Source organism: Teredinibacter turnerae T7901 (assembly GCF_000023025.1).
GTDB classification, from domain to species: Bacteria; Pseudomonadota; Gammaproteobacteria; order Pseudomonadales; family Cellvibrionaceae; genus Teredinibacter; species Teredinibacter turnerae_B.
In genome coordinates this window covers 2712833-2738510 of sequence record NC_012997.1, presented here as the reverse complement: position 1 = coordinate 2738510, position 25678 = coordinate 2712833, and the positions used below count along the sequence as shown (strand labels likewise).

Below are 25678 nucleotides of genomic sequence, written 5' to 3'. Positions count from 1 at the left end.
TTTAAGGACTCGCAATGTCTTTCTCTGTAGTTATTCCTGCGCGTTACGCATCCCAGCGACTTCCAGGTAAGCCGCTGCAATTGATCAGTGGCAAGCCGATGATTGAGCATGTTTACAACTGTGCGCAGCGCAGTGCAGCATCTCGTGTGGTTGTTGCTACCGACGATCAACGCGTCTTTGATGCGGTGACTGGGTTTGGTGGCGATGTACTGATGACCTCTGCGGAACACCCGTCGGGCACAGACCGGCTACAGGAAGTCGTAAGCCAGCTAAAGCTTGGCGATGACGAAATCATAGTGAATGTGCAAGGGGACGAGCCATTAATTCCGGCGGAAGTGATAAATCAGGTCGCGCGCAATTTACAGTCCAATTCAGCGGCCAGTGCTGCGACCCTGTGCGAACCGATTACAGCTTTCGAAGACGTGATAAACCCCAATGTTGTGAAAGTGGTTTGCGATGATCAAAACTTCGCCCATTACTTTTCACGTGCCCCCATTCCCTGGGATAGAGATGTCTACGCTAAATTTGGCACGCATTCTGCCAATCAAATATCAACAGCTCATTCGGCAACCCGGCGCCACATTGGTATCTACGCCTACCGCGTGGCGCTCTTGCATCAGTTCGTACTCTGGCCGAGTGGTGTTTTGGAAAATATCGAGAAACTGGAGCAATTACGCATAATTGCTAATGGTCTCAAAATTCACGTCCAGGACGCTTGTGCTGAGGTGCCCGGAGGTGTCGACACCCCAGAAGATTTATCGCGAGTCAGAGTACGCTTTGGAGACATTTGATTGAAAAAAGTTAAAGTGTTGTTTGTTTGCCTGGGCAACATATGTCGTTCACCCACGGCCGAGGGCGTGTTCCGCAAAAAGGTATCGGACGCGGGTTTAGAGGAGACCATCGAGATAGATTCCGCCGGTACTTCCGGATGGCATATCGGTGAGCCGCCAGACCAACGTGCAGTCGCCGCAGCTAAGGCGCGGGGTTACGACTTGGCGCCATTGCGCGGCCGGCAATTGGTAGCCGACGATTTCCGGATTTACGATTACATTTTGGTCATGGATCGCGAAAATCTGGCCAATAGTAAAGCCATAGCGCCGCCTGAGTTTTCCGGATGTTTGCGCCTATTATTGGCGTTTTCCTCACAATCCCACTACAGCGAAGTACCGGACCCTTATTATGGCGGTGATCAGGGCTTTGAAACGGTACTCGATCTATTAGAAGACAGTTGTGATGGTTTGCTTAAGGAGATCGAACGCGACTCCTTATGAAGATTGAAGAACACGTTAATCTGCAGCCATTAAATACGCTTGCCGTACCAGCAAGCGCACGTTTTTTTGCACGGGCCACCAGTGAACAGGAATTGCGCCAGGCTCTGCGTTGGGCGCAAAAGCACGAGCGTGCGGTTGCTATTCTCGGGGGCGGGAGTAATTGTTTATTACCGGAGAAGATTTTGGGGTTGGTGGTTCAGCCTGCACTTCGCGGCATCAAAGTTATTGAAGAGGGCGACAGGTACACGATTGTGCGAGCGGCGGCCGGTGAGAACTGGCACCGGTTTGTGCTGTGGACGCTGAGCCAGTCGTTGTGCGGCATAGAAAACCTGGCTCTTATCCCCGGGTCGGTTGGCGCGGCGCCTATTCAAAACATCGGCGCTTATGGCGTCGAGTTAAAAGATGTATTTCTAGCACTGCGCGCGGTCAACCGCAAAACCTTGGAGATTGTTGAGTTCAATGCAGCCGCATGTGAATTTGGCTATCGCGAAAGTGTGTTCAAAAATCGACTTCGCGATCAGTACGTTATTGTCTCTGTGGATTTTCGCTTGCGCCGCTCACCGGAATTTCGTGTGGATTACCCAGCGTTAAAGGCTGCGCTAGCGGGTATTAGTCGGTCGCGATTAACCGCAGAGGTAATTGCACATACCGTTGCTACCATTCGTCGTGAAAAGTTGCCGGATCCATCCGTGCTTCCGAATTGCGGCAGCTTTTTTAAAAATCCGGTAGTAGCAAATGGCGTGGTAAATGAGCTGAAAGGGTTATACCCGGACATTGTGTATTTTCCGGCGGGAGAGGGGTACAGCAAAATTGCCGCCGGCTGGCTAATAGAAAAATCTGGGTGGAAAGGCAAGCAGGCGTTCGATGCGCGTGTTCACGACAAGCAAGCCCTGGTACTAACCAACCCGTTGCACAAATCGGCAAAGAATGTGATCAAGCTGGCTGGAGCCATTCAATCCAGTATTCGCCAGCGCTACGGTATCGAGCTGGAGGTAGAACCGCAATGGCTCGGGGCGTAATGGAGGTTTAAGAGCAGCGTGCGTGAACCGCAAAAGTTGCGGCTCATAACGCCGTTTTTTGGGTGCTTACCGATTCGTAACCTCGGTTAGATTCACACCTGCGACGATACCGTTTCTGTCGCCCACTGGATGCTGTTGCTATAGATCGCGGTGAGTTGTTCTTCGTCGATACTGTGTTGGGCGAACAATTTCCAATTCACCTGATGCCATTGCGCGCGCTCGAAGTACAGCACATTTTGGAGGATATCGCCGAGTAACCCGCGCTGATGAATAATGGCATCGCTCAGGTTCTCCGCCAGGCGCAACCGCTCCATAAGCTCTGCCATGGGCATGTCAAGGAAGGCATCAAGGTTGTAGAGCAAACCCACCGTAAAACCTGCATCTGCCAATGCCCGGCCATTAATCTTTGTTGCCAATTGCTCACAGAATTTCGCGCGAGACATGCTGATAACACACAGCTCGCGCGGTTTGTCTGAACTGTTTGCCATGAGCAGGTAGCTTGCCCAATTTTTAATTGCGCTCAAGCCAAGTAATGTTACCGCCTGGTTTAACGATTCCACATGACGAGGCAAACCAATTGCAGATGAGTTAACCAGCCTAAGTATTTTGTAGCTGAGGCTAGGGTCGGTGGCAATAGTTTTAACTATGGTGTCGAACTCGACCTCAGGGTCGTTCAGCACAGAGATCAGTTTAATAATGGCTTGTTTGCCTTCGCTGACAGAAATGCCCTGCACAATTTGTGGCTTGCACAAAAAATACCCCTGAAACAGCTTGAATCCCAGTTCAAGGCAGAACTGCATCGTCTGATGATCTTCTACCTTCTCGGCGAGCAGTATTTTATTGTATGGCCGCAAGTGTTCCACAATTGCGGCCAGGCCCTCTCGGCTATGTGCCAGCACATCGACCTTGACAATATCGGCATAGGCGAGAAGGGGCTGTGTTTTGGCGGTGAGCTCGAAATCGTCCAGCGCGATTTCATAGCCAGCGTGGCGCAGCTTTTTTAGCCCGGCGGCGACTTCGTTATCGAAAGGAATATCTTCAAGCAGCTCAACGACCAACTGTTTGGATGGCAAGGGCGGTGGCGTACAGACCAATTTTCGTGTGTAGTTGACGAACGCTTTGTGGTTGCCAATGACCTCCTGAATCTGGTTTTCACCAAACACTTTCAGCAGCACCTGAGCTGTGGCCATATCTCCGTCGGTAATTTCCGCGGCGTTGGTGCTGGAATGTCTGAATAATAATTCGTAAGCTACAACTTCGTAAGATCGATCGAATATGGGTTGTCGGGCAAATAACGGTACAACGTCTGGCATAAAGTTTATTTTTTGGTTTTTTTAAGGTCAGAGTAAGGGTCAGAACAGCTCTATCTCGTCGTTATCCTGATCGGGAGAGCCTTCTTCCGCATTGAAGTGGTGACGGTAAATTTCCAGGGCATCCACAACAGACCCGCCGCGCATAATATATTCGAACATGATGCGCTCGGCTTCCATGGTGTAGCTATCGCGAATTTTATTTTGTAAATCCCGCCAGGCGACCGGGTCTTTAATGCTCTCGCTTTCACTCATGAGCTGTGACACTTTTTCCAGGCTGCGAGCCACGTGGTCGAGTCGCTGACATACGCGGTCGTAGAACTGAAATGCCTGAATAGAAGAATTGATATTGACGTTGAGTGCGCTCGCGGTAGTCGTTAAATCGCTTTTGAATGACGCGAGCTCTTCCACCTTGGACAAATCCTGCACCTGCGCGACCACTGAGTTAGTGTGGGTCGCTAGCTTGGTGAACGAGTCAGTCAAGGTATCAACTGACTTGTTGGAATCTGTCATGGTTGCCTCTATCTGGCACACTGCCAAATAGAGCATGTTGATCGTCTCTTTAACATGGGACCAGCTTGCTTCATCAAGCGCCTGGCCGCCGTCCGCTTCAGGCTGCGTCATAATTACGTCCTGGTGGTGTGGGCATTCCCAGTAAATATAGTTGAGAATTTTCGAACTATAAGAAGCTTTTTGCTTCTGATTCATTCACCAGGTGGCGTGGCTGACCTAACCGGTATCCGTAGATAACGGAAAACGAGAGCACATTCTGTACATAGCCCCGAGTCTCTTTGAACGGTATGGTCTCAATCCAGATGTCGTAATCCAAATCGGGTTCTGCACTGCGCAGCCAGCGTGCCACTCGGTGCGGACCGGCGTTATAAGCGGCCGCAGCGAGGAAGCGGTTGCCGTTGTACATGCTCAATAGCTGATTGAGGTAGTGGCCACCGAGATTGATATTGTGTTGGGGGTCGTAAAGATCCTGAGTTTGGTGCTTGATCCCGTTTTTGGCGGCGGTGGCCTGAGCTGTGCCCGGCATCAACTGCATCAACCCCATGGCGCCTGCCGATGAACGGGCCTGTTCCGCAAAAGCGCTCTCCTGGCGGGCAACAGCGAAAATGAATTCCGGGTCAACTTTGGTTTGTGCCGAAACTTCCTGGACTTCTTCTTCGTACGCGAGCGGGAAACGAATGCTCAGGTGATCCCAAAGGTTGCCGGCTATCATGGCGTGAATGCCTTTGTTATACCAACCCCAGCGGCGGGCCAACTCGCCGGCGGCTACCAGGTCTTCGCTACTGAGGTCGCGGATGGTGAAAACCCACTCCGCTTGTGCTTCTCCAGCGTTGTCGCGCAGCCAAAGCTCTTTCGCGCGCCGCAATCCTGGTAACTGCTCTACCCGTAAAAGTGTCGATGGGCTTAGCTCAACCGGGACCTGTTCAAGCGAGTAACGGGTATTCACCCTGTCAGCGGCCAGAAAACCATGAAAACTGCGTGCTTGCGCCAAGGCATGGTATATCTGTTTGGGGGCGCCAAAACTGTCGTTTTCCAGACTCAGTTGTTCCATAGCACGAGCCCGCCAGTAGCGCCAACGATCAGATTCTTGAGCGTCTTTACTTAATTGAGCGATCCAGTGATAGACTTTTTCCCAGTTGCGAGCGCGTAGCGCATCGCGAATAAAAGCTTCGACAACCGGGTCTTGCTGGAGCGAAGGCGAATTGCTTATAAGCGCCTCTGCGGCCGCAGAATAGCCGTTGCTTATTAGGCGGCGAGCGATGCGGTGCTTGGTTTGTGTCGCTAAAAGCTCAGGAAACAATTGCTGAGCTTCATACTTCTCCCATTGCTTGAGTGCATCCCGCGAATTGTGACGAGCGTAGCGCTGGATGCCATAGGCAATTATCTGCTGCATCTTGAGTGAGTGTTCTGAAAAACGCTCAGTATTGCGCATGGTGTATGGGTAGCCATGCACCTGATAGTACAGCTCCGCATATTTTCGGTTTTCGGCATCCATGTAGCGCATTACGTAACGGGCGAGGCGGCGTTTACCGGCCCGCATGGCATTGTCGAACCGGTTCCACGCGACGTCTTGAGTTAGCCCGCCTGCTCGGCGCCATCGGTTAAATAACGGGTCGCAGGCTTTTGGGTGGGAACGACCCTGCTGCCATAGTTCTGCAATATCGCTCATCGCGCTGCTATCGTGCTCAAACAGGCGTGCATAAAGCCAGTAACAGTCGAGTTCACGTGTACTCTTGGCTTCATCATAAAAGGTGAGGAAGTCTTCCCACCGCTTATTTATTGCCAAGGTATAAAGCAACTGCTCCCGTAAACGGGTTTCTAAAAATGAGCCGCGATGGGTATCCAAAAATGCGACAATTGGGGTTAGCTCGAGCTTGTCGATATCGTGTTTGAGCCTGCCATACTCGAGATAGGCTACCAGCGGATAGTCGCCTAGCACTCCGAGATGTGTGTCGAGTGTTGCCCAGTCGCCTCGCTGCATGGCTTGTTTCGCCAGATCGTAGTGGTAGCGTTGCTCTGCGAGTGGCAGTTGTTTCGTTGACTCTTCGGGCGCGAGAGGAACCGCGAGCGTTTGCGCAGCAGCGCTCAGCAATAGAAGGCTGCTATATATAGCGGCTTTAAACTGACGTAGTTTTTGCCTGAGTGTGAGTACTGAGTTGAATGACATGTCAAACGGCGATTAAAACAAGAAATTTATCTAAGACATAGTAATAAACCCATTGTTGTAGATAATAGCCGCCTGCGCTACTGCGAAAATGGAATAAATTGCATTTTCTTATCCCAACTCTGAAATTCGAGGTTGTTTTTAACCCATGCCCCTGTTGAAAATCGATAACGCTCAGCTGCACTACGGCGAGCAAGTACTGTTTGATAATTTGGCGTTACAGCTCGATAAGGGTGATCGTATCTGTATTGTCGGCCGCAACGGGGTGGGTAAGTCCACCTTGCTGAAAACCATTCAGGGACAGGTGGACATGGATGGTGGCTCATGCTGGCGCGGGGACGGTGTCGTAATCGCGAGTCTGTCGCAGGAATTGCCAGTAGCCGATGATACCCGCGTCTATGATTTTGTGGCAGGCGGACTGCCGGTTGCGAAAGATCTGCAGGCCTACGAGCAATTAATTGCCGAAGGCGGGGATTTGAACGGACTTGAAGCGATACAGCAACGCATCGAGTCGGCGGATGGCTGGAACTTGCAAGCGCGTATCAGCCAAGTTCTTACGCGCCTGGATCTAAATGCGGATGACCGCCTGAATGCGCTGTCTGGCGGCTGGCGCAGGCGGGTTGCTCTCGCTCAGGCCCTGGTCTGTGAACCGGATATTCTACTGCTGGATGAACCGACTAACCATTTGGACATCGCTGCTATTCAGTGGTTGGAGCAGCACCTGCTGCAGTTTTCCGGCGCCCTGGTGTTTATCACCCACGACCGCACCTTTTTGCGTGCGGTGGCAAACAAAATTGGGGAGCTGGATCGGGGTAACCTGCATATCTGGGAGGGTGATTACGCCAGTTTTCTCAACTTTCGCGAACAACAACTTGCCGAAGAAGAAAAGCACAATGCGCTCTTCGACAAGCGACTTGCCCAGGAAGAGGTGTGGATCCGTCAGGGTATCAAAGCGCGACGCACCCGTAACGAAGGCCGCGTTCGCGCCTTAAAAGCCATGCGCGAAGAGCGTGCTCAGCGTCGCGATAGATTACAAACCGCGCGTCTGGAGCAGGGGGGCGACATAGCGTCTGGTAAATTAGTCGCTGAGTTGCTGGATGTCAGCTTTGCCTGGGGTGACAAGCCGATTCTCACGAACTTCAGCACGACAATTATCCGTGGCGATAAAATCGGCTTAATTGGCCCAAACGGCATTGGTAAAAGCACTCTGCTGAAAATCATTCTCGGCGATATCACGCCACAAAGTGGTCAGATCAAATTGGGCACAAAGGTTTCCGTAGCTTATTTTGACCAAATGCGGGATCAATTGGATTTGGAAAAAAGCGCGATGGACAACATCAGCGAGGGCCGCGATACCATCGAAATCAACGGTAAACCGCGACATATCATGTCGTATTTGCAGGACTTCCTGTTCACCGGCGAGCGCGCACGAACGCCCATTAAGACGTTATCCGGTGGTGAGCGAAACCGGATATTGCTGGCTAAGTTATTTAGTAAACCCGCTAATCTTCTGGTGCTGGACGAACCGACGAACGACCTTGATGCTGAAACACTGGAGCTTCTCGAGACCATTTTGGTCGATTACACCGGAACCTTACTGCTCGTAAGCCACGATCGGCAGTTCCTCAACAACGTGGTTAGCAGCACCATCGCTTTTGAAGGCGATGGACGCGTGCTGGATTATGTCGGGGGCTATGACGATTGGGTGCGTCAGGGCGGTATCTGGCCTGAGACATCCGGCAGTGTTGTCAGTCCGGCAACTCCTGTGACGGCGACAGTTTCCCCTCAAACTGAATCAGCGGCACCGGCCCAAGCTGCGCAAGTTAAGCCGTCCGGTAAGCCTGCAAAAAAGTTGAGTTACAAACTACAGCGGGAGCTGGATGCGCTTCCGGCTGAGCTCGAGTCCTTGGAAGCGAAGCTCGAAGAGGCGCAGGCCGCCACTGCAGTTCCGGAGTTCTACCAGCAGGATTCTGCCACCGTCAATGATGCGCTGCAGAAATTGTCTGCGCTTGAGGAGCAGCTTGCCGAGCGCTATGCGCGCTGGGAAGAGTTGGAGAACATGGCCACCGGGTAGGCCGCATCCATGCGGGTGCAGCCTGCCTGGGTATACGAAGCCTAGACTTTTAGTGCCATGACGTCACAGCAAGCGTTCTGAACCACGCCCTTGGTGATGCTGCCGAAAAGCAGGGCAAGGCCATGCCGGCTGTGGCTGCCAACGATGATCATATCCATGTTCTCTTCTTCTGCCAGGCGGTGCAGCTCTCCCGCCGCTTGGCCGATGCATACCCGGTGGCCTTCTACGGATACACCAACTTCCTTAATGATGCGCTCTAATCGTTCAGCAGCCTGATTTTCCATCACTCCCTGGGCTTCAGTTAGGTCGAGCGGCACGTCTCCCCCGTAGGCGAAAGCCAGTGGCTCTACCACATGAACAACATGAAGTTTTGCGTGAAATGAGCCGGCAATATCTGCCGCTTTGCGCAGAATCTGCGTGCAGTCTTCAGCCAGATCAAGGCCGACGAGAATGTTGTTATAGGTGGGCATAAATCCTCCGTTGAAGTGGCGCTTTACTATTCAGACGCGTAACAAGGCATTTAAATTCCCTTATTGGTAATATTATATCTCGCTTTCGGGCGACCAGTCGGGCTTGAGCCCATCAGTTATGTGTATCGTCCCGTGGAGCGAGCTATGTGGCAAATTATATTGGTGTTGGTATTCGTAGTTGCGATGGTGGTTGGCCCGGTAATGATGATGCAGCCTAACAAACAAGAGCGGCGGCTGGCGCGATTGCGCTCGCTTGCTGCTAAGCGCGGGCTGCGGGTGAACATCGGTCAGAATCCAGCCAACGGCGAGCCGCATCAGATTGCTGTTTATTCTCGGTTGTTGCCGCCACCACCGAAGTCGGTTGAGCGGCCGCAGTGGTGCGTTGCGCGGCAGTCACTGGAGCACGAAATCAATTTTAGTGCGGATTGGGACTGGGTCGCGGCGAACCGCCCTGATGCTGCCTTGCAGGCTGCACTGAAGCCCTGGTTGTTAGAGTTGCCTGCGGCCATTCGAGCGGTGGAAATGCGGGAGTCTGCAGTCAGTGTTTACTGGACCGAAAGTTGTTGGGAGCGACAAGCGCAGTGGCAGGACTCCATCGAGGGCTGTTTGGGCACTATTGCGAAGCAATTGGACTGGTTGGCTGCTAGGGCCTGTTAACACTAATTCGATTCATTCTGTTGCGGCTAAAATTTCGCTATCAAGGCGTTTGGAGCGTAGTTTGGTTGTTCCAAATGAGCGATAAACAACGCTGAGAGCGGGATTTTAGCCGCAACCCGCAGGGCTGGGCCTGTATTTCCAGGCTGATGCGTTATTTTTCGCTCGTTTAGCCCGCTAAACAACGCCAAAAATGCCTTTCATCCTGAAAATACAGGCTCCAGCAGAGCGAATTGAATTAGTTTTAACAGGCCCTAGGGCTTAGTGTTGGGTCATGGCGTAGTGTTAGGCCATTACAGTGGTGCCTCACTGGCGGCGTGATCGTTTTTCTCGCGCTCTGACGGTTGCGATTCTGGCATAAATCGGGGTGAAAGGTATTTTCCTTTGTTGTGCATCAGGTTGGTAATTTCTCTAACCAGGTCATTTTTGCGTTCGTCGTTCGATGAGGTTTGCACTGCGACCTGCTGCGCCCGTTTATAGTATGCATGCGCGCGCAAGTAGTCTCCGTTTGACTGCACTTTTTGCCCCTGTGCTACAGTACTTACCACGCCAACCAACATGTGTGCCCAGGCTAAATCTTTTAGATAAAACTCCATTTCCGCTAGATTCAGCTTTTCGGCCGCTTGGCGGCGGCGCAAGATGCGGCCTGCTTCATTGAGCATGTAGAGCGTGCGGGCAATGGCTGCGTCGCTCTCTCGCAGGCGATAGATCTCCCGTTCTCTATCTATGCTGGCGAAGCTGCTACGCTTGCTCAAGAGTGTCTGCTGAATCACGATCAGCCCCTGGTTTTCGCTGTCCAGTTTGAGCATGGCTTCCACCATGTCTATCGCCTCATCGTTAATGTGCCCGGCAATTTGAGGCGACTCCACCAGTGAATCCACGGTTGTTGCCAACTCATCGAGCTCGGTAACGCGTAATCGCAGCTGCTGTACCTTGCGAGCAACCATGCGTTTGCGCTCTTGAAATTGGTTGATGGCGCTCACAACTATCAGTGACGCCAGCGCGAGGACAAGGAATAGACTAAGGAAAAAGACCGGCCACATTCGCAATAACTCTGAAACAAATAACCAAAAAGTAAACAAAATTTATTTTAGCTGCTTTTTGGCATTTGAATTATTCAGTTACTACGCTTTATAAGTATCCGCCGATAGGTGATGTGCCATAAATGTTTTTTAAAACAAATAGATGGGATTGTTATTTAATGTTGGATGATAAATCGCTTTAAGGGTGCATACTGGTTCTTTTTTTTGCTCCGTCACTTTAGCGAGTGCTTGACCTTATAACCTTGAGGTCTTATATATGCGCACCTTCGGTGTTTCACACAACGTGGGATGTACATATTTTAAACAATGAAGAATTCTGTGTAGAAGGCTCTTATGGGGAAATCACTGGTTATTGTGGAATCGCCCGCGAAGGCGAAAACCATTAACAAGTATCTGGGCAACCAGTACATCGTAAAGTCGAGCGTTGGCCACATTCGCGACCTCCCCACCAGTGGTTCGGCTAAAACTACCACCGATCCAAAAGCCCGGGCTAAGCAGGCTGCACTCACCCGCAAAATGTCAGCGGAAGAAAAGGAAGTTTACAAGCAGAACAAAGCCCGCGAACAATTGATCAACCGCATGGGGATAGACCCCGATAACGATTGGCAGGCGCACTACGAGATTCTTCCCGGCAAAGAAAAAGTGGTCGCTGAGTTGCGCAAACTCGCAGACCAGGCGGACCATATCTTTCTCGCAACGGATCTCGACCGCGAAGGGGAAGCTATTGCCTGGCACCTGCAGGAGTCAATTGGCGGCGACCCAACCCGCTATCGTCGGGTGGTGTTTAACGAAATTACCAAGAATGCGATCCAGGAAGCCTTTAAGTCACCGGGCATGCTGGATATTAACCGGGTAAATGCGCAACAGGCTCGCCGTTTCCTCGATCGTGTTGTCGGCTATATGGTCTCGCCATTGTTGTGGGAAAAAATTGCCCGCGGGTTATCTGCCGGGCGGGTCCAGTCGGTCGCAGTGCGCCTGGTAAGCGAACGTGAAAGCGAAATTCGTGCGTTTATCCCGGAAGAGTACTGGGAAGTTAAAGCGCAGCTGGATACCTCAAAAGGCGAGCGCGCTAAGTACGAAGTGAAGCGCTTTAAAGACGAAGCGTTTAAACCTGTGAACGAAGCGCAGGCGATGGCGGCGAAATCTGCCCTTGAAGGGGCTGCGTACAAGGTTACAGAGCGCGAAGACAAGCCAACTAAATCCAACCCGTCTGCGCCGTTTATTACGTCAACATTGCAGCAGGCAGCCTCGACCCGTCTGGGTTACGGGGTGAAAAAAACCATGATGATGGCGCAGCGTCTCTACGAGGCGGGCTACATCACCTACATGCGTACCGACTCCACTAATCTCAGTAAAGAGGCTGTCGAAAACTGTCGCACATTTATTCAGCAAGAATATGGCGATCGTTATCTGCCGAAAGCGCCGAATGTGTATTCGAGCAAAGAAGGCGCTCAGGAAGCCCACGAAGCCCACGAAGCCATACGACCTTCCGATGTTACCACCCGACCAAATCAGTTAAGCGGTATGGAGCGGGACGCAGAGCGCCTTTACAACCTGATCTGGCAGCAGTTTGTGGCGTGTCAGATGACATCCGCAGAGTTTACTTCCAGCTCACTGAAAGTATCCGCAGGCGATTATGAGCTGCGCGCGCGCGGCCGCGTGATTCGCTTCGACGGTTTTATGAAGGTCATGCCGCCAGTGTCGCGCAAAGAGGAAGATACCCTCCTGCCGGATGTGAAAGTGGGGGACATGCTCGATCTGCATGAAATTCTGGCGTCACAGCACTTCACTAAGCCACCCGCGCGCTACACGGAAGCTGCACTGGTGAAAGAGCTGGAGAAGCGCGGTATCGGTCGTCCTTCCACCTATGCAAGCATTATTTCGACCATTCAAGATCGTGGTTATGTTCATGTTGAGAACAAGCGATTTTATGCGAATAAGATGGGTGACATCGTTACCGAACGATTGATTGAAAGTTTCAGCGATCTGATGGATTACGGGTTTACGGCCAATATGGAAGCCGCACTGGATACCGTAGCCGAAGGCGATAAAGACTGGCTCGACCTGCTCAACGAATTTTACGCCGATTTCACAGTGAAGCTGGAAATGGCGCAAAATAGCGCTGCTGGCATGCGTCGTAACGAGCCGGTTGAGACGGATATCGATTGCGGGAATTGCGGCCGCAAAATGCAGATCCGCACAGGTAGTACGGGTGTGTTCCTCGGGTGTTCAGGTTATGCGCTGCCGCCGAAAGAGCGTTGCAAGAACACCATGAATCTCGTGTCCGGTGACGAAGCTGTCAATATTGATGAAGACGAGGATGCGGAATCTCGCCAGCTGCGCCAGAAACGCCGCTGCAAAATCTGTAACACGGCGATGGACAGCTACCTGCTGGACGAGCAGCGCAAGCTTCACATCTGTGGTCGCAATCCGGATTGTGATGGCTACGAGGTGGAGCAGGGCGTATTTAAGATTAAAGGCTACGACGGGCCTTTGATTGAGTGCGACAAGTGCGGCAGCGATATGCAATTGAAATCAGGCCGATTTGGCAAGTACTTCGGTTGTACCAACGACGAATGCAAAAATACACGCAAACTCTTACGCAACGGTGAAGCTGCTCCGCCCAAAATGGATCCGGTGGATATGCCAGAGCTTGCCTGTGAAAAAGTGGAAGACCACTATGTGCTGCGCGACGGTGCCAGTGGCTTGTTTCTGGCTGCCAGCCAGTTTCCGAAGAACCGTGAAACGCGGGCACCGTACATAAAAGAGTTGTTGCCCCACAAAGACGAAATCGACCCCAAGTACGCCTTTTTGTTTAAGGCGCCTACGCAGGACGACAACGGAAATGACGCCTTGGTCCGCTACAGTCGCAAAACCAAAGAGCAGTACGTCCAGACCGAAGTCGACGGCAAGGCAACCGGTTGGAAAGCGTTTTATGACGGTGGTAAATGGCAGGTAAGCGGCAGCGCTAAGCCCACCAAAGCAGCGCCAAAAGCTAAAGCCACCCGTAAGAAAAAGTCGTAGGTGGTGCCATTGGCCGATAATATGGCAGTGCGCGTTGACGAACACTTGTTGTTCGCGCAGTTATTGCTGGCTGATGGAGCCCGTTCTGCTTGTCTCGACGGCACGCACCCGCAAACGCAGCGTGCCTATCTCCAGGCGGTGATTCTCCAGCTCGATCTGGCTTTGGTGTGCTACTGCGGAGAAATTTCGGGCGCTAAGCCATCTTCTGATGTTTTGGGTGCTTTAGCCGCAGATATCCCCGAGCCGGGAGAGGATTCTCGGCTGTCAGAGCTGCGCGAACTTCAACGGAATGAGTCATCGTGGCTTGCTCAATTGGGCCGTTTTACCAATCAAATCAGAAAGGGGCAGGCGCCACGCCCCTCGCCAGAACATGAGGCTTCCGCTAATTTTATTGCGGTAAGTGGTGCCACTGGTGATTTTTGGTCCGAAGCCAGCCTCGAGTCGATTGAGAATATCCGATCCTGCCTGGTCAGATGCATCGCCAACCAGCGGGATCTTGCCCAAGAGTACTAACATTACATGCGTGCTCTCACGTCATAAATCCCCAAATAGCGCGACTGCGTGTTATTCGTCGGCGTGAGGTGGTACACTGGAAACCGAACCAAACGCTATAGAATTTACGGTAACGCATGTCCTCACTTTACGAAATTGTCGAATTGGAAAATGGTGAAATCGCTCTCCAGCGTGTTGATGAGGGGGGGGAGCCACTGGTTTGCATTCGCTTTTCTGAAGAGTCTCTGTATTTCCTGAACGACGCTCGTTTTGAAATTGCCAAAGCGATGATCGAAGCTGGGCTGGACGCCGCCAGCGATATTCAGGAACAGCATGAGCAACCAGATTTCTCAGACGAAACCGACATGGAACATTCGTCAACTTTGCACTGAACGTCGCTCTTTTCTCTTTGTCTAATTATTTTGCTTGGGTGCGTAACGATAGTGTCACAGGAGTGTTGCTATAGTTACCTTAGTGCAAAAGAAGCAATGACAAAAAAAGGAGCTATATATGCACGATTATGTCGAAGACCTGCTCGGTGAGAGCGAATCCATGGAGCTGGATGATTATTACAGCGATGCCATGGAAGCTGATATCCACGAAGAAGATGAACTGGACGAGTGCGCTTGTTTTTAAACGCACTCTTGCCAGTCAACCCTACACTTATTTTTCTATTCAGTCCTCTCTAAATCCTTCCTGACGCTTCCCTCAACCCAGCACATCTCTATATATTTTTAATTGCGATAATGAAGGGCTTGTCACATCGCAATTACAATCCCTAGTCGATAATTGTGGAAGAACTCTACCACTTTGGGTGTCGGCCTTTGATTTGCGATCATGATGAGTTAGCACAAGCCGTAATGTTCTTTGGAGAAAACGGATTTATCGCCAAAGAAATGCTCTATACCGAATTCGAAGCACTGCTCGACGGTTACGTTTTGTCGCATGATTGGCAGAACCGTCAGGCGCGTGCCGTATTTGTCGAGATCGACGCACGCTATCGCATTAAAACGGCAATTTTTTTTCGCATTGATTTCAATGCAAAAGGGGAGGTCGATGCGAGCTGGAATGTGCCCCTGCGCCAACTCACAGACAATGCATTACGCGGCCCTGATCTTGGCGCTGGTCCGATTCGACTGGTGTGCGCCAGTCAGTGTCCGATTAAATATTTTCAGGCGGCGTTGTGGGACCCAACGCTAACTGCAGCAGCTAATCAATTGAACGCCTTGAAAAAAGCCGCAACGCGGAACCGTCTTGGTATTCAGTTTCGTGATGATCCCGATTTAGACTCTGCTGCTGGTGCAGGCGCACCAGCGAATGCGGAACAGCTTCACCGCCAGCTGAGTGACGAGATTCGCTCGGAATATGCGAAAGAGCTGCGCAATCAGATGGCGCTTATGCTTAAAGATCAGCGCCTTCGAAACTCAACATTGGCGCGTGAAAGTGAGGATTCCATTGCTACCTTGAAGCGGGCTCATAGCGAGCAGGTCGAAGAGTACCGCGCTATTATCGAGGAAAAAAATCGGGCGCTTTCTGAAGAGCAGGCACGTAATCTTGAGTTAAAAGACACCATCGACGGGCAGGCCAAAAAAATAGAAGGGCTGCGCGAGTACTTTGAACACAAGCTGGAAAAAGTAGAAGGCGAGGGTACCTCGCTGGTTAATACGCTGCGCGAGAATCATCAAGCGGAGATAGACGCAAAAATTTCTGCCGCTACGAGGGAATTAAGCGATCTGCTGCGAATGCGTGAAGTCGAGCTGGTGAATCGCGTTGAGGAAGAAAGTCTTCTGCGCGACGAAATAGCCCGTTTACGCACCCAAAATCAGCTGCTGGTAAGCCATGGCGGCGACGATATCCTAGGGCATATGGTCGGTGCAGGTATCAGCTTCGTCAGTTATCAGCCTGGTGCCGGTCATATCACTATTCCTGTTGCGGATATAACCCGTTATATGGAAAACGCTTCTGCTTATGCAGCGGAACAGTGTGGGGTTTCCGAAGAGCGCTACCTTGCTTGGCTTGAGCACTACCAGGCTCCCGTGTGTAGCGCGATTGACGAAAATGGTAGTATGTGCGGTGACAATATTCCGCGCATCGCCAATCCTGCCGATTTCCATTGTGGGGATCAGGACCGCTGCACCGCCCACAAAGATATCAATGGCAATCAAACCCTCAAGTACGCTGGCAGCTAACCTAAAGTCCGTTTTATTGGGCGATTCGTTATTACCTTTATTGCGCACCACACCTATTGAGCGTATTTCCACCCCGGCCAGTTCGGCTGCAATGCTGGACGTATCCATGGTACGGCTGGACGCGCTGTGTCCCACTCTCGGCGGCAACAAAATCTTTAAGCTCTGGGGGTACCTGCGACACTATCTTGCGAGTGGCGAAAAACGGCCTGTCGCAAGTTTTGGTGGCGCGTACTCCAATCACCTGCACGCACTCGCCTACGCGTGCCACTTCCTCGGCGTACCTCTGGTGGCTTATGTTCGCGGGGAGCGGTGTGATGATTTATCGCCAACACTGACAGATCTCGAGGCGTTGAATGTTGTGCTAAAGTTTGTCAGTCGCGCACAGTATCGCGCTAAAGAGGACGTCGAGTGGCGTCGCTCACAGGGTGACTACTATTGGGTGGAAGAGGGCGGCGGTGGCGAGCGAGGCACTGAAGGTGCGGTTGGGTTGGGGCGTTTCCTGGCTAGCGAGCCGAAATGTGCGCCAGACACTAAGTCGGTGGTAATGCTCGCATGTGGCACCGCGACAACGCTTGCCGGTGTTCTCAAAGGGATGTCCGGCGGTGCCCGCGAAGATGTTAGCGTAATCGGCGTGAGCGCATTAAAGAATGCAGAGATCGGGTTGACTAAGGCTGTGGAATCGTTGCTTGGCAACGATAAACCCCTGATCGATTGGCATATCGAAGGGGATTTCCACTGTGGTGGGTTTGGTCGTTTTCCTGGCTATTTAGCTGACTTTGTTCAAAATTTTGAGACGGAAAGCCGCATAAAGCTCGATCCCATCTATACCGCTAAGCTATTGTTCGCTCTGGATACGCTTGCAGCCCAGGGAGTCTGGCCAGGCGGAACTAAGATTACTGTTGTCCACTCCGGGGGATTGCAAGGCCGTCGGGGTTTCCAGTTGTAAGAGTTAACAATAATGATATTTACCAGCGGCGCCTCTGTACACGAACCTTACTATGCCTGTGAAACCAGCATCGATACATTGCATGAGCATGCGGTTGCCACTGCGCGCACGTTGGTGCCGCTTAACGCATTACAACCACGCTTCTTGACCGACCTCGCCCCTCATATTGCTGTACAGGCGCTGTCTGCAGGCGACCTGTTGTTTGCTGAAGGCAGTGTTGATCATCAGCATATCTACCTTTTGTTCGGCGAGGTGGAATTGTTCAATGGTGTTGGTCTTCCTGAGCGGGTGCGTGCGGAAGCGACGAGCGCACCCTTGGCCCACCAGCAGCCCCGGCCTTGTTCCGCTGTTGCAACATCAGACACGACCGTGGTACGAATTGACAGCGATCTGCTGGATCGATCCCTCAGCTGGAGCCAGATCTCACAATACTTGATGTCCGAACTTGCGCTGCAGCGGGACCTGGATGAAGACATCGAATGGATGCAAACGGTGGTCAATTCCAACTTGTTTTTGAAAGTTCCGCCTGTAAACGTTGAGCAGATTTTCGCCCGTCTCACGCCGATGGTCGTGCACGCGGGAGAGCGGATTCTGCGCCAGGGAGAGATAGGTGATTGCTGCTATTTCATCAAAGAAGGTGAGGCGGTTGTAGGCGTGTACAACGAAGTCACCGGAACCGTAGAAAATGTCGCTAAAATTGGGCCCGGCCGCTGTTTCGGGGAAGACGCTCTGGTGTATGAGAAGCCGAGGAACGCCAGCATTACGATGACTACCGACGGCGTGTTAATGCGATTGGAGCAAGCGGATTTTGATCTCCTGCTGCACGAAGCAAGCGTTGATGAGGTGGCAGCCAATGAGTTGGGAGGGCTACCGGAGTTTCCCACATTGATTGATGTGCGTACAGACGAAGAGTACGCGACTGGTCATTTGGCGTGTTCGGGCAATATTCCACTCAGTTTACTGAGTATGAAAAAACGTTTGCTGTCGCCGGGCAACCGCTATGTTTTTTACTGCAACAGCGGGCGTCGCAGCCGCGCGGCAGCCTATCTGCTGGGCAAAGAAGGCTATAACGTTATGTCGCTCGCCGGCGGAATAGACGGCGCCAATTTAGGCGACCAATTAGTTGCTGGCGAAAACTATGTACTGCGCGATGGTCATTTGGTCTCCGGCCAATGATCGTTTACAACCATGGTGAGTTGCGTGCTGTCGGTGCGAGTCCCGTATGGCACGCTTAGAAACAAGCGCGGAAAGCCTCGCTCAGTCTGCGCCATCAATGACGAAACCCTGGTGTGATCAAGCATAGCGTCAGGTTCAACTAGCCATCCGGGTTTAGTTGCAGCGAGCCACTCCAACTTGCTCAATGGGCGCCATAAGCGTTCGCCTTTCGCCAGCTCCCGCCAAAACTCCGATTCGTACATCCACTCGCCGGTTGTGGCTCCAGCATTGGCTTTGGCGGGAAGCTTGGGCGTGGTTTGCCAGTGGCTGAAGAAAACGCCTTTCATCAGGTAGAGAGATTGAATAACCGCACCGGCTTCTCTCTCTGCTGCCTCGGTTAACTCCGCCGTTACAGACGCGGCCATCGGCAATTGGTGACCAATCATGCGCTCAAGTTTTATATCCAGGCGGTCAGCTGCATTGGGGCCAACCCAGTTGGACCACGCTACTGGGGTGGCTGCGGTGGGTGTTAACAAATAAAATTTAATCGCCGCTTCCACATGGAGTAACGTTTTATCGGCAGCTTCAAGCAAGAAATCCAGCTCGCCCAGTGTGTGCTTGCCTGCGTATATGGGGTAATTTTTTAAACGAATACGCCAGTGCTCGGGCGCCAGGTTGAACGCTTTGGCAAGTTCCTGCTCAAAATAAATGCCGAGCGGAAGTCGGATGGGTGGGGGTGTTGCAGTTGGTACATTCTCCTGTTCACCCAAGGCGTGGATTTCCTGCGGATATTTTGAGCAAAAATCGTGATAGTCGCCCAGGGTGCTTTGCATCAGGTTCGGCGACTGCAATGCCCAAGCGCAAGGAAGCTCGGTGTACCGATTGGAGATAGGGTTGTTGCTCATATAGAATGGGCGCCACTTTTGATTAAACCCTGCAAGGGGATGTTCATGCAAAGTTTCAATACTATCGGGCTTATCGGGCGTCTTGCCAGTGCCAGCACTCAATATTCGCTTAAACGGCTAATCGCGTTTTTAACCGATCAGAAGCTCGAAGTATTACTGGATAAAGAAACTTCCACGATATTGCCCGATTGCGATCTGCCGGTAGCAACGCGTCCGGAACTCGCGCAGGCCTGCGATTTAATCATTGTGGTTGGCGGTGATGGCAGTTTGTTGTCGGCAGCGCGAGCGTTTGCCGGGCACGATGTGCAAATTCTTGGTATTAATCGCGGCAGATTGGGGTTCCTCACGGACATCAGCCCCGAAGACATTGAAAACAAGGTAGGCGAAGTTCTCTCTGGTCGATATCTCCTGGAACAGCGGTTTTTGTTGGAATCCACGCTGTTGCGCGATGACGAAGTGATGTCTACCGGGCTTGCACTCAATGATGTGGTGATTCACCCAGGCAAGCTGATTCGCATGATAGAGTTTGAGTTATATATCGACGACGAGTTTGTCTATCGCCAGCGTTCCGACGGTTTGATTATTTCATCGCCCACCGGTTCAACCGCCTACGCTTTAAGTGGTGGGGGGCCGATTATGCACCCCAATCTCGATGCTGTGGTACTAGTCCCGCTGTACCCACATACGTTAAGCAGCCGCCCGATAGTGGTTGGCGGCAACAGTGAGATCCGATTGATCGTCTGTGAAAATAATAATTTGAACCCGCTGGTAACCTGCGACGGGCAGAGTCAGACCATGACCCAGCCGGGCGATACTGTTTTTATCACGAAATCTGAAAAACGGTTGAAACTGATTCACCCTGAAGGGCACAACTTTTACGAAACCTGCCGCTCTAAGCTAGGGTGGGCGAGCCATACGGGCAATTAGGCATGAATAGTGGCTACGACATCATCGGCGATATTCACGGGTGTGCGAACACCTTGTGTCTGCTGTTGGAGCGCCTGGGGTACGAGGAGCGCATGTCAGCCGAAGGCTGGCCGCTCTTTAGCCACCCGCAGGGGCGCAAAGTCGTATTTCTAGGTGATATCGTGGATCGAGGGCCGCGCATCCGGGAATCGCTGCACGTGGTAAAAAATATGGTCGATGCCGGTTGCGCACACTGTGTAATGGGCAATCACGAATACGATGCCCTGGGCTACACCACGAAAGCACCCAAAATATCTGGCAAAACCTGGGTGCGTGAACACACGCCGCGCAATAACCGGTTAATCGCGGAAACGCTCAATCAGTTTGCGTCTTACCCCGAAGAGTGGCGTATGTTTCTGGACTGGTTCCAAACGCTGCCCGTATTTCTGGAACTCTCAGGCTTTCGCGCTGTGCACGCATGTTGGGATCAGCAGCTTATCGACGAATTTGTTACAACGTATGACGGCAACACGGTCGATGCCAGCTTCGTGCGCGACTCTGCTATTACCGGTACTTTTGCCGCGCGCTTTATGGATCGGGTGACCCGAGGTACAGATCTATCCCTACCGGACGGACGTAAAATCCTCGGTCGCGATGGTTTGGAGAGAGGCTTTTTTCGTACCAAATTTTGGGCCGATTCACCGGAAACACTTGAAGATGTAGTTTTTCAACCGGACCCTCTACCGGAAGACATCGGTGTACAAACACTTACGCGTGAGCAAAAACTCGCGTTGGTGTCATACAGCTCAGAGCAGATACCCGTTTTTATTGGGCACTACTGGCTTGATGGTGAACCCAGGCCTCTCAAAGACAACCTCGCGTGTCTCGATTATAGCGCCGTAAAATACGGCCGATTAACCTGCTATAGGTATGATGGCGAAACTGTTCTCAGCGCCGATAAGTTCGCGTGGGAGCAGGTTACCCAAGACCCTGTCCCCGGTCGGTTTGATTAAATGAATTGGATTAAAGCCGCAGAATTCCCCGCAGCTGAATCATTGCAGGGTTTAAATAATTATTTGGCCACCCATAAGGTCGCGCATCGGTTTACTGAAGAGCGAGGGTGTCAGGTGTTGTGGCTGGCGCATGCGGCCGATGCTGTGTGGGTGGAGCGCTATTTTAACGGTGACGCAAACGCTGAGTCAGCGACTGATAACGAAAAGATCGAGCAACAGCGATTCGCCGCCAATAATCAAACCAGGGATCAAATAGGCTTCGCGGATTCTTTACGCATTTTTCCATTTACTCTCGCGACTATTGTGTTAGGGCTGTGTGGCTATGGGTATATTACATATATCTGGCCTGCGGGATTGCCCGACTACTTTTTTATGCAGCCATTGGATGAGCTACGCCAGACACACCAGTGGTGGCGTCTCTTAACGCCAGCTTTTTTGCACTTTGGTGTTATGCACGCACTTTTTAACTGCCTGTGGATATGGGAGTTAGGGCGGCGTATCGAAGTGTTCACCGGCCGTAAAAGTACCCTCGTATTATTTTTGTTTAGTGCCATCGGCGCCAATCTCGTACAGTATTTTAGTGGTGGTGGGAGCGTCCAATTTGGTGGGCTTTCTGGCGTGGTATATGCCTACCTGGGCTACTTACTGGTGTGGAATCGGGTATCCGATCATCCGCTAATAAAAACTCCTCCTGGAATTTTCGTGTTTATGCTGGTGTGGCTCGCTTTGGGTTACCTGGGCATAATCGATTTGCTTTTTTCGGTCTCCGTAGCCAACGGCGCTCACCTTGGTGGCCTAGTTGCGGGAATTCTATTTGCGGCTGCGCAATACTTTTTTATCGTGCGACGGTCTCGCACAGGTGAGCCATGAATCCTGAAGATATTTTGAAAAATTTAACTCCTGAAATCGTTGCGCGTTTTCGATCTGCAATTGAAACCGGGCGTTGGCCAAATGGAGATAAGCTTACGGCCGAACAGCGAAACACATGCATGGAAGCCGTAATTGTGTACGAGCACCACACTCTGCCACCAGAGCAGCGCACAGGCTATGTGCCGCCAAAAGCGACACCTTGTAAAACCGACGATGAGCAACCCTTATCCTGGCAATCCAAATCGGAGCAAAAGTAACCATGAAAGACGCACAACCGAGCGCCATTTTTCTGCAAGACTATAAAGCCCCAAGCTTTATAATTTCACGCACAGAACTCAGTTTTGAACTGTTTGAAGATCACGCTCTGGTGCACTCCCAGTTACATATGCAGCGCGACGCTGGTGCCGCCGGGCCGCTCGTGTTGGATGGCCAGGATCTTGAATTAGTCTCGGTTGCGGTAAACGACGTGCCGCTGACGTCTGCGCAATACACAGTCGATGCTGAATCTCTGTCGATCGCCGAGTTGCCAGATACGTTTGTGCTCAGCTGTACCACGCGGATCAAGCCTCAGGAAAATACCGCCCTCGAAGGGCTCTACCGATCGCAAAAAATGTTTTGCACCCAGTGTGAAGCGGAGGGCTTTCGCCGCATCACGTATTACCTCGATCGACCGGACGTGATGAGTGAATTTTTCACTGAAATCGTCGCGGACAAAGGCAAGTATCCCGTGCTACTTTCCAACGGAAACCTGATCGAACAGAACGAACTGCCAGATAATCGACACCAGGTTAAGTGGCACGATCCTCACAAAAAGCCCTGTTACCTGTTCGCCTTGGTGGCCGGCGATTTGGTGAGTCTGGATGACACATTTACCACCGTTTCAGGCAGAAGTGTAGTACTGCGAATCTTTGTGGAACAAAAAGATATCCACAAGTGCGACTACGCTATGGCCGCACTGAAAAAATCCATGAAGTGGGATGAAGAGGTGTATGGTCGTGAATATGATCTAGATATATTCATGATTGTTGCTGTTGACGATTTCAATATGGGCGCGATGGAAAATAAAGGCCTGAACATTTTTAACAGCAGCTGTGTGCTCGCCAATCAGGTATCGACCACGGATGACAACTTCCTCTCGGTAGAGGCAATTGTCGCTCACGAATACTTTCACAACTGGAGTGGTAACCGGGTTACCTGTCGCGACTGGTTTCAATTGAGTTTGAAAGAAGGTTTTACAGTATTTCGCGATGCAGAATTTTCTGCCGACATGAATTCGCGTACGGTCAAGCGTATTGAAGACGTGAAGGTGATGCGTACCAATCAATTCGCGGAAGATTCCGGCCCGATGGCGCATCCGGTTCAGCCGCCGTCTTACATAGAAATCTCCAACTTCTACACCCTCACTGTCTATGAAAAAGGCGCCGAGGTTGTGCGCATGATCCACCAGCTGCTTGGTGCAGAGGCGTTTCGTAAGGGGAGTGATCTCTACTTTTCGCGGCACGATGGTCAGGCTGTAACCATCAAGGAATTCGTCTCTGCGATGGCCGAGGTCTCCGGTCGGGATTTTAGCCAGTTTATGAACTGGTATCAGCAGGCTGGCACACCAGAGGTGGCGCTTAAAGGGGAATACGACCCGTCAGCACAAACCTATAAGCTCACGGTTAAACAGCACTGCCGTCCAACACCCGAGTGCAAGGATAAAAAGCCATACCTGATCCCCTTGGCAATGGGGCTGCTGGGCGCGAATGGCGCATTGCCGTTGTACCTCGGTGACGATCTCGATGCCGAAAAGCCTACCCACCGCGTGTTGGAGGTAACGGAAGCAGAGCAGCAGTTTTTATTTACACAGGTAGCTGAAGAGCCAGTGCCGTCGCTGTTCCGCAATTTTTCTGCGCCGGTTAAATATCAGTACAACTACAGCCTCGACGATTTGCAGCGCATTATTACGCTGGATGAAGACGGCTTCTGCCGCTGGGATGCGAGCCAGCAAATGGCAATTAGCGTTATTCACCGGGTGCTTGCAGAAATGGCGGAGAGCCCTGCACCGACTGTCGACTCGCGTATTATTGATGCGCACAGTGCATTGCTTGACGAAGCCATTTCAGCCGTGACGGGTAACACGGAAGCAGATCTTCACCTATTGGCTTACATGTTAAGTTTGCCTAGCGAAGGTTATCTGGCAGAGCTCAAAACACCGATTGATGTAGAAGGTATTCATTTTGCCCGTAACCGGGTTAAGCGGAAGCTGGCCGCCGCGCTAAAAGAAAAATATCGTACGCTCTATGTGAAATTGGCCGACGCGACGACGGAGTTTTCTGTGGATGCCGCAGCTATTGCGCGTCGTTACCTGAAAAATCTGTGCCTGGACGCACTGGTGTTTGCCGCCGATGAAGCCGGTGTCGAACTGTGTAAAGCCCAATTGCATCATGCAAATAATATGACGGACGAACTGTCTGCATTACGTATTCTCGTGCATAACACAAACCCGTTTATTGGCGATGTGGCTCCTTACCTGGAAGCGTTTTACCAGAAGTGGAAAGCGGATAGTTTAGTAATGAATAAATGGCTGGCTGTGCAGGCAAGCCGCCCAGCAGCGGATGCGCTAGCTTCTGTTAGCTCACTTTTGAAACACCCTGCATTTGATAAAAACAACCCCAATAAGCTGCGCGCGGTTTTGGGAACATTCGCCAATGGCAATCCCATCGGCTTTCACGCACGCAGCGGTGCGGGTTACGAATTTTTCGCGGACCAGGTCATCGCGGTAGATGCACGTAATCCACAAATTGCCGCTCGTCTGGTAGCGCCGCTCACGCAGTGGAAAAAGCACGATGAACAACGTCAGGGCGTGATGCGCAACGCACTTGAAAAAATCAGCCGTGTGGAAAAACTTTCTAAGGACGTCTACGAAATCGTTAGTAAGAGTTTGTAGGCTATTCTCTCGGGCTTAGCCTGATCGTGTTACGCAGGTCCTAGGGGCTTGGAGATTGTTTTATCTGCACAAGAGCATAGTGCTCAAGCGTAGTTTTTTGGCGTTCTGCTAAAGGTAGGAGTGGGGTAAAAAACGATGACGGAAACAAGTTATAACGCAGCGCAGAGGGTATTTCACTGGTTGAGCGCTCTCACGGTAATTGGGTTGTTTGTGCTTGGGGTTTGGATGACAGGCCTGTCGTATTATGACCCGCTGTATCGCACTGCGCCTCTGTGGCATAAAACTATCGGTGTCGCGCTTATCGTACTGACCCTGGTTCGCCTTGGCTGGCGCTTCGCGACGGGAGTGCCCCGAGCTTTGCCAACGCACAAGCCGTGGGAGATTGGCATTGCGCACCTCGTACACTGGTTTCTTTATGCAGCAATTCTTTCGATGTTTTTCAGTGGATATCTTATTACCACCGCGAAAGGGCAGAGCCTTGACTTATTGGGCGGGATTTCAATTCCCGCAATGATTACCGGTGTGGATGGTCTCGAAGATATCGCTGAAGAAGTACATGAGTTGACGGCTTACTCAATTATTGGCGTTGCAGTACTGCACGCGCTGGCGGCGATCAAACACCATGTTATCGACAAGGATCGTACACTTAGGCGAATGATTGGCCGATAGCTTGAACAAACTGATCAAATAATTCGATCTGTCTCGACAAGAAATTGCTCCACGCGGGCTGC

Annotated in this window: 24 protein-coding genes; 18 read left to right on the top strand and 6 right to left on the bottom strand. The window is 51.6% G+C overall.

The genetic code is table 11. From position 1 onward, the window contains the following. The first annotated feature begins 14 nt into the window (after nt 1-14). Genes kdsB through murB form a run of 3 tightly spaced genes read left to right on the top strand, consistent with a single transcriptional unit; the run spans nt 15 to nt 2290 of the window. Entirely contained in the window at nt 15-791 is a 777-nt protein-coding gene (gene kdsB, locus TERTU_RS10900; RefSeq protein ID WP_015819759.1) for a 3-deoxy-manno-octulosonate cytidylyltransferase, read from the top strand. Next, nucleotides 792-1271, top strand: coding sequence for a low molecular weight protein-tyrosine-phosphatase (locus tag TERTU_RS10895; protein WP_015817082.1), 480 nt, complete (start codon nt 792-794; stop codon nt 1269-1271). Next, the gene (gene murB, locus TERTU_RS10890; RefSeq protein WP_015819429.1) at nt 1268-2290 is read left to right on the top strand and encodes a UDP-N-acetylmuramate dehydrogenase; all 1023 of its coding nucleotides are present in this window, start codon (nt 1268-1270) and stop codon (nt 2288-2290) included. The genes TERTU_RS10895 and murB overlap by 4 nt, the downstream gene beginning before the upstream one ends. Nucleotides 2291-2382: 92 nt before the next feature. On the opposite strand, the gene TERTU_RS10885 is transcribed toward murB, so the two are convergent. The 3 genes from TERTU_RS10885 to TERTU_RS10875 are packed head-to-tail and all read right to left on the bottom strand — an operon-like array spanning nt 2383 to nt 6280. Beyond that, nucleotides 2383-3603, bottom strand: a complete 1221-nt coding sequence (locus TERTU_RS10885) for an EAL and HDOD domain-containing protein (protein ID WP_015818011.1) — start codon at nt 3601-3603, stop codon at nt 2383-2385. Nucleotides 3604-3642: 39 nt separating this feature from the next. Then, on the bottom strand, nt 3643-4224 hold the full coding sequence (locus TERTU_RS10880) for a hypothetical protein (protein WP_015818473.1): 582 nt from the start codon (nt 4222-4224) through the stop codon (nt 3643-3645). Nucleotides 4225-4279: 55 nt separating this feature from the next. Further along, nucleotides 4280-6280, bottom strand: a complete 2001-nt coding sequence (locus tag TERTU_RS10875; protein WP_015818697.1) for a transglycosylase SLT domain-containing protein — start codon at nt 6278-6280, stop codon at nt 4280-4282. A 145-nt stretch (nt 6281-6425) separates the two neighbouring features. On the opposite strand from TERTU_RS10875, the gene TERTU_RS10870 reads away from it, so the two are divergent. Further along, nucleotides 6426-8351: an ATP-binding cassette domain-containing protein gene (locus TERTU_RS10870; protein WP_015817007.1), complete on the top strand. Its 1926-nt coding sequence runs from the start codon at nt 6426-6428 to the stop codon at nt 8349-8351. Nucleotides 8352-8392: 41 nt separating this feature from the next. Here the strand turns inward: TERTU_RS10870 and TERTU_RS10865 are convergent, their stop codons facing one another. Further along, entirely contained in the window at nt 8393-8821 is a 429-nt protein-coding gene (locus tag TERTU_RS10865) for a universal stress protein (protein ID WP_015817764.1), read from the bottom strand. Between the two features lie 144 nt (nt 8822-8965). Here TERTU_RS10865 and TERTU_RS10860 point away from each other — a divergent pair, with 144 nt between their 5' ends. Next, complete coding sequence (locus tag TERTU_RS10860) at nt 8966-9478, top strand: hypothetical protein (RefSeq protein WP_015820317.1); 513 nt, start codon at nt 8966-8968, stop codon at nt 9476-9478. A gap of 290 nt (nt 9479-9768) precedes the next feature. Here TERTU_RS10860 and TERTU_RS10855 read toward each other — a convergent pair whose 3' ends face one another. Next, complete coding sequence (locus tag TERTU_RS10855; RefSeq protein ID WP_015816911.1) at nt 9769-10458, bottom strand: hypothetical protein; 690 nt, start codon at nt 10456-10458, stop codon at nt 9769-9771. Between the two features lie 393 nt (nt 10459-10851). Between TERTU_RS10855 and topA the strand changes: the two genes are divergently transcribed. The 7 genes from topA (at nt 10852) to TERTU_RS10825 (ending at nt 18345) form a co-directional block, all read left to right on the top strand. Further along, nucleotides 10852-13542 (top strand): type I DNA topoisomerase, encoded by a 2691-nt coding sequence (topA, locus tag TERTU_RS10850; protein WP_015817498.1) that lies wholly within the window; start codon nt 10852-10854, stop codon nt 13540-13542. 3 nt (nt 13543-13545) lie between these two features. Continuing rightward, on the top strand, nt 13546-14055 hold the full coding sequence (locus TERTU_RS10845) for a DUF6586 family protein (RefSeq protein WP_228378324.1): 510 nt from the start codon (nt 13546-13548) through the stop codon (nt 14053-14055). A 116-nt stretch (nt 14056-14171) separates the two neighbouring features. Then, a complete protein-coding gene (locus TERTU_RS10840; protein ID WP_015817081.1) occupies nt 14172-14426 on the top strand; it encodes a hypothetical protein in 255 nt (84 codons plus the stop codon). 118 nt (nt 14427-14544) lie between these two features. Beyond that, nucleotides 14545-14670: a hypothetical protein gene (locus TERTU_RS22355; protein WP_015820596.1), complete on the top strand. Its 126-nt coding sequence runs from the start codon at nt 14545-14547 to the stop codon at nt 14668-14670. A 188-nt stretch (nt 14671-14858) separates the two neighbouring features. Further along, nucleotides 14859-16223, top strand: a complete 1365-nt coding sequence (locus TERTU_RS10835) for a sodium:proton antiporter (RefSeq protein ID WP_015820109.1) — start codon at nt 14859-14861, stop codon at nt 16221-16223. After that, the gene (locus TERTU_RS10830; protein ID WP_041590203.1) at nt 16189-17169 is read left to right on the top strand and encodes a 1-aminocyclopropane-1-carboxylate deaminase/D-cysteine desulfhydrase; all 981 of its coding nucleotides are present in this window, start codon (nt 16189-16191) and stop codon (nt 17167-17169) included. Before TERTU_RS10835 ends, TERTU_RS10830 begins: the two co-directional genes overlap by 35 nt. 12 nt (nt 17170-17181) lie before the next feature. Continuing rightward, nucleotides 17182-18345: a cyclic nucleotide-binding domain-containing protein gene (locus TERTU_RS10825; protein ID WP_015820667.1), complete on the top strand. Its 1164-nt coding sequence runs from the start codon at nt 17182-17184 to the stop codon at nt 18343-18345. On the opposite strand, the gene TERTU_RS10820 is transcribed toward TERTU_RS10825, so the two are convergent. Beyond that, nucleotides 18324-19229 (bottom strand): DUF1853 family protein, encoded by a 906-nt coding sequence (locus TERTU_RS10820; protein WP_015818930.1) that lies wholly within the window; start codon nt 19227-19229, stop codon nt 18324-18326. The two genes, TERTU_RS10825 and TERTU_RS10820, sit on opposite strands and share 22 nt — an antisense overlap. 45 nt (nt 19230-19274) lie before the next feature. On the opposite strand from TERTU_RS10820, the gene TERTU_RS10815 reads away from it, so the two are divergent. From TERTU_RS10815 to TERTU_RS10790, 6 genes are all read left to right on the top strand, one after another. Then, the gene (locus tag TERTU_RS10815; protein ID WP_015820120.1) at nt 19275-20156 is read left to right on the top strand and encodes an NAD(+) kinase; all 882 of its coding nucleotides are present in this window, start codon (nt 19275-19277) and stop codon (nt 20154-20156) included. A gap of 2 nt (nt 20157-20158) precedes the next feature. Next, nucleotides 20159-21148 (top strand): metallophosphoesterase, encoded by a 990-nt coding sequence (locus TERTU_RS10810; protein ID WP_015819409.1) that lies wholly within the window; start codon nt 20159-20161, stop codon nt 21146-21148. Continuing rightward, the gene (locus TERTU_RS10805; protein WP_015818966.1) at nt 21149-22018 is read left to right on the top strand and encodes a rhomboid family intramembrane serine protease; all 870 of its coding nucleotides are present in this window, start codon (nt 21149-21151) and stop codon (nt 22016-22018) included. It begins immediately after the preceding gene. Continuing rightward, complete coding sequence (locus TERTU_RS10800) at nt 22015-22275, top strand: YeaC family protein (protein WP_015819486.1); 261 nt, start codon at nt 22015-22017, stop codon at nt 22273-22275. Before TERTU_RS10805 ends, TERTU_RS10800 begins: the two co-directional genes overlap by 4 nt. A gap of 2 nt (nt 22276-22277) precedes the next feature. After that, nucleotides 22278-24947 (top strand): aminopeptidase N, encoded by a 2670-nt coding sequence (gene pepN / locus TERTU_RS10795; protein ID WP_015818923.1) that lies wholly within the window; start codon nt 22278-22280, stop codon nt 24945-24947. A gap of 135 nt (nt 24948-25082) precedes the next feature. Then, nucleotides 25083-25616 carry a cytochrome b gene (locus TERTU_RS10790; RefSeq protein WP_015818800.1) on the top strand — a complete coding sequence of 178 codons (534 nt, stop codon included), beginning with the start codon at nt 25083-25085 and terminating at the stop codon, nt 25614-25616. The last annotated feature ends 62 nt before the right edge of the window (nt 25617-25678 follow it).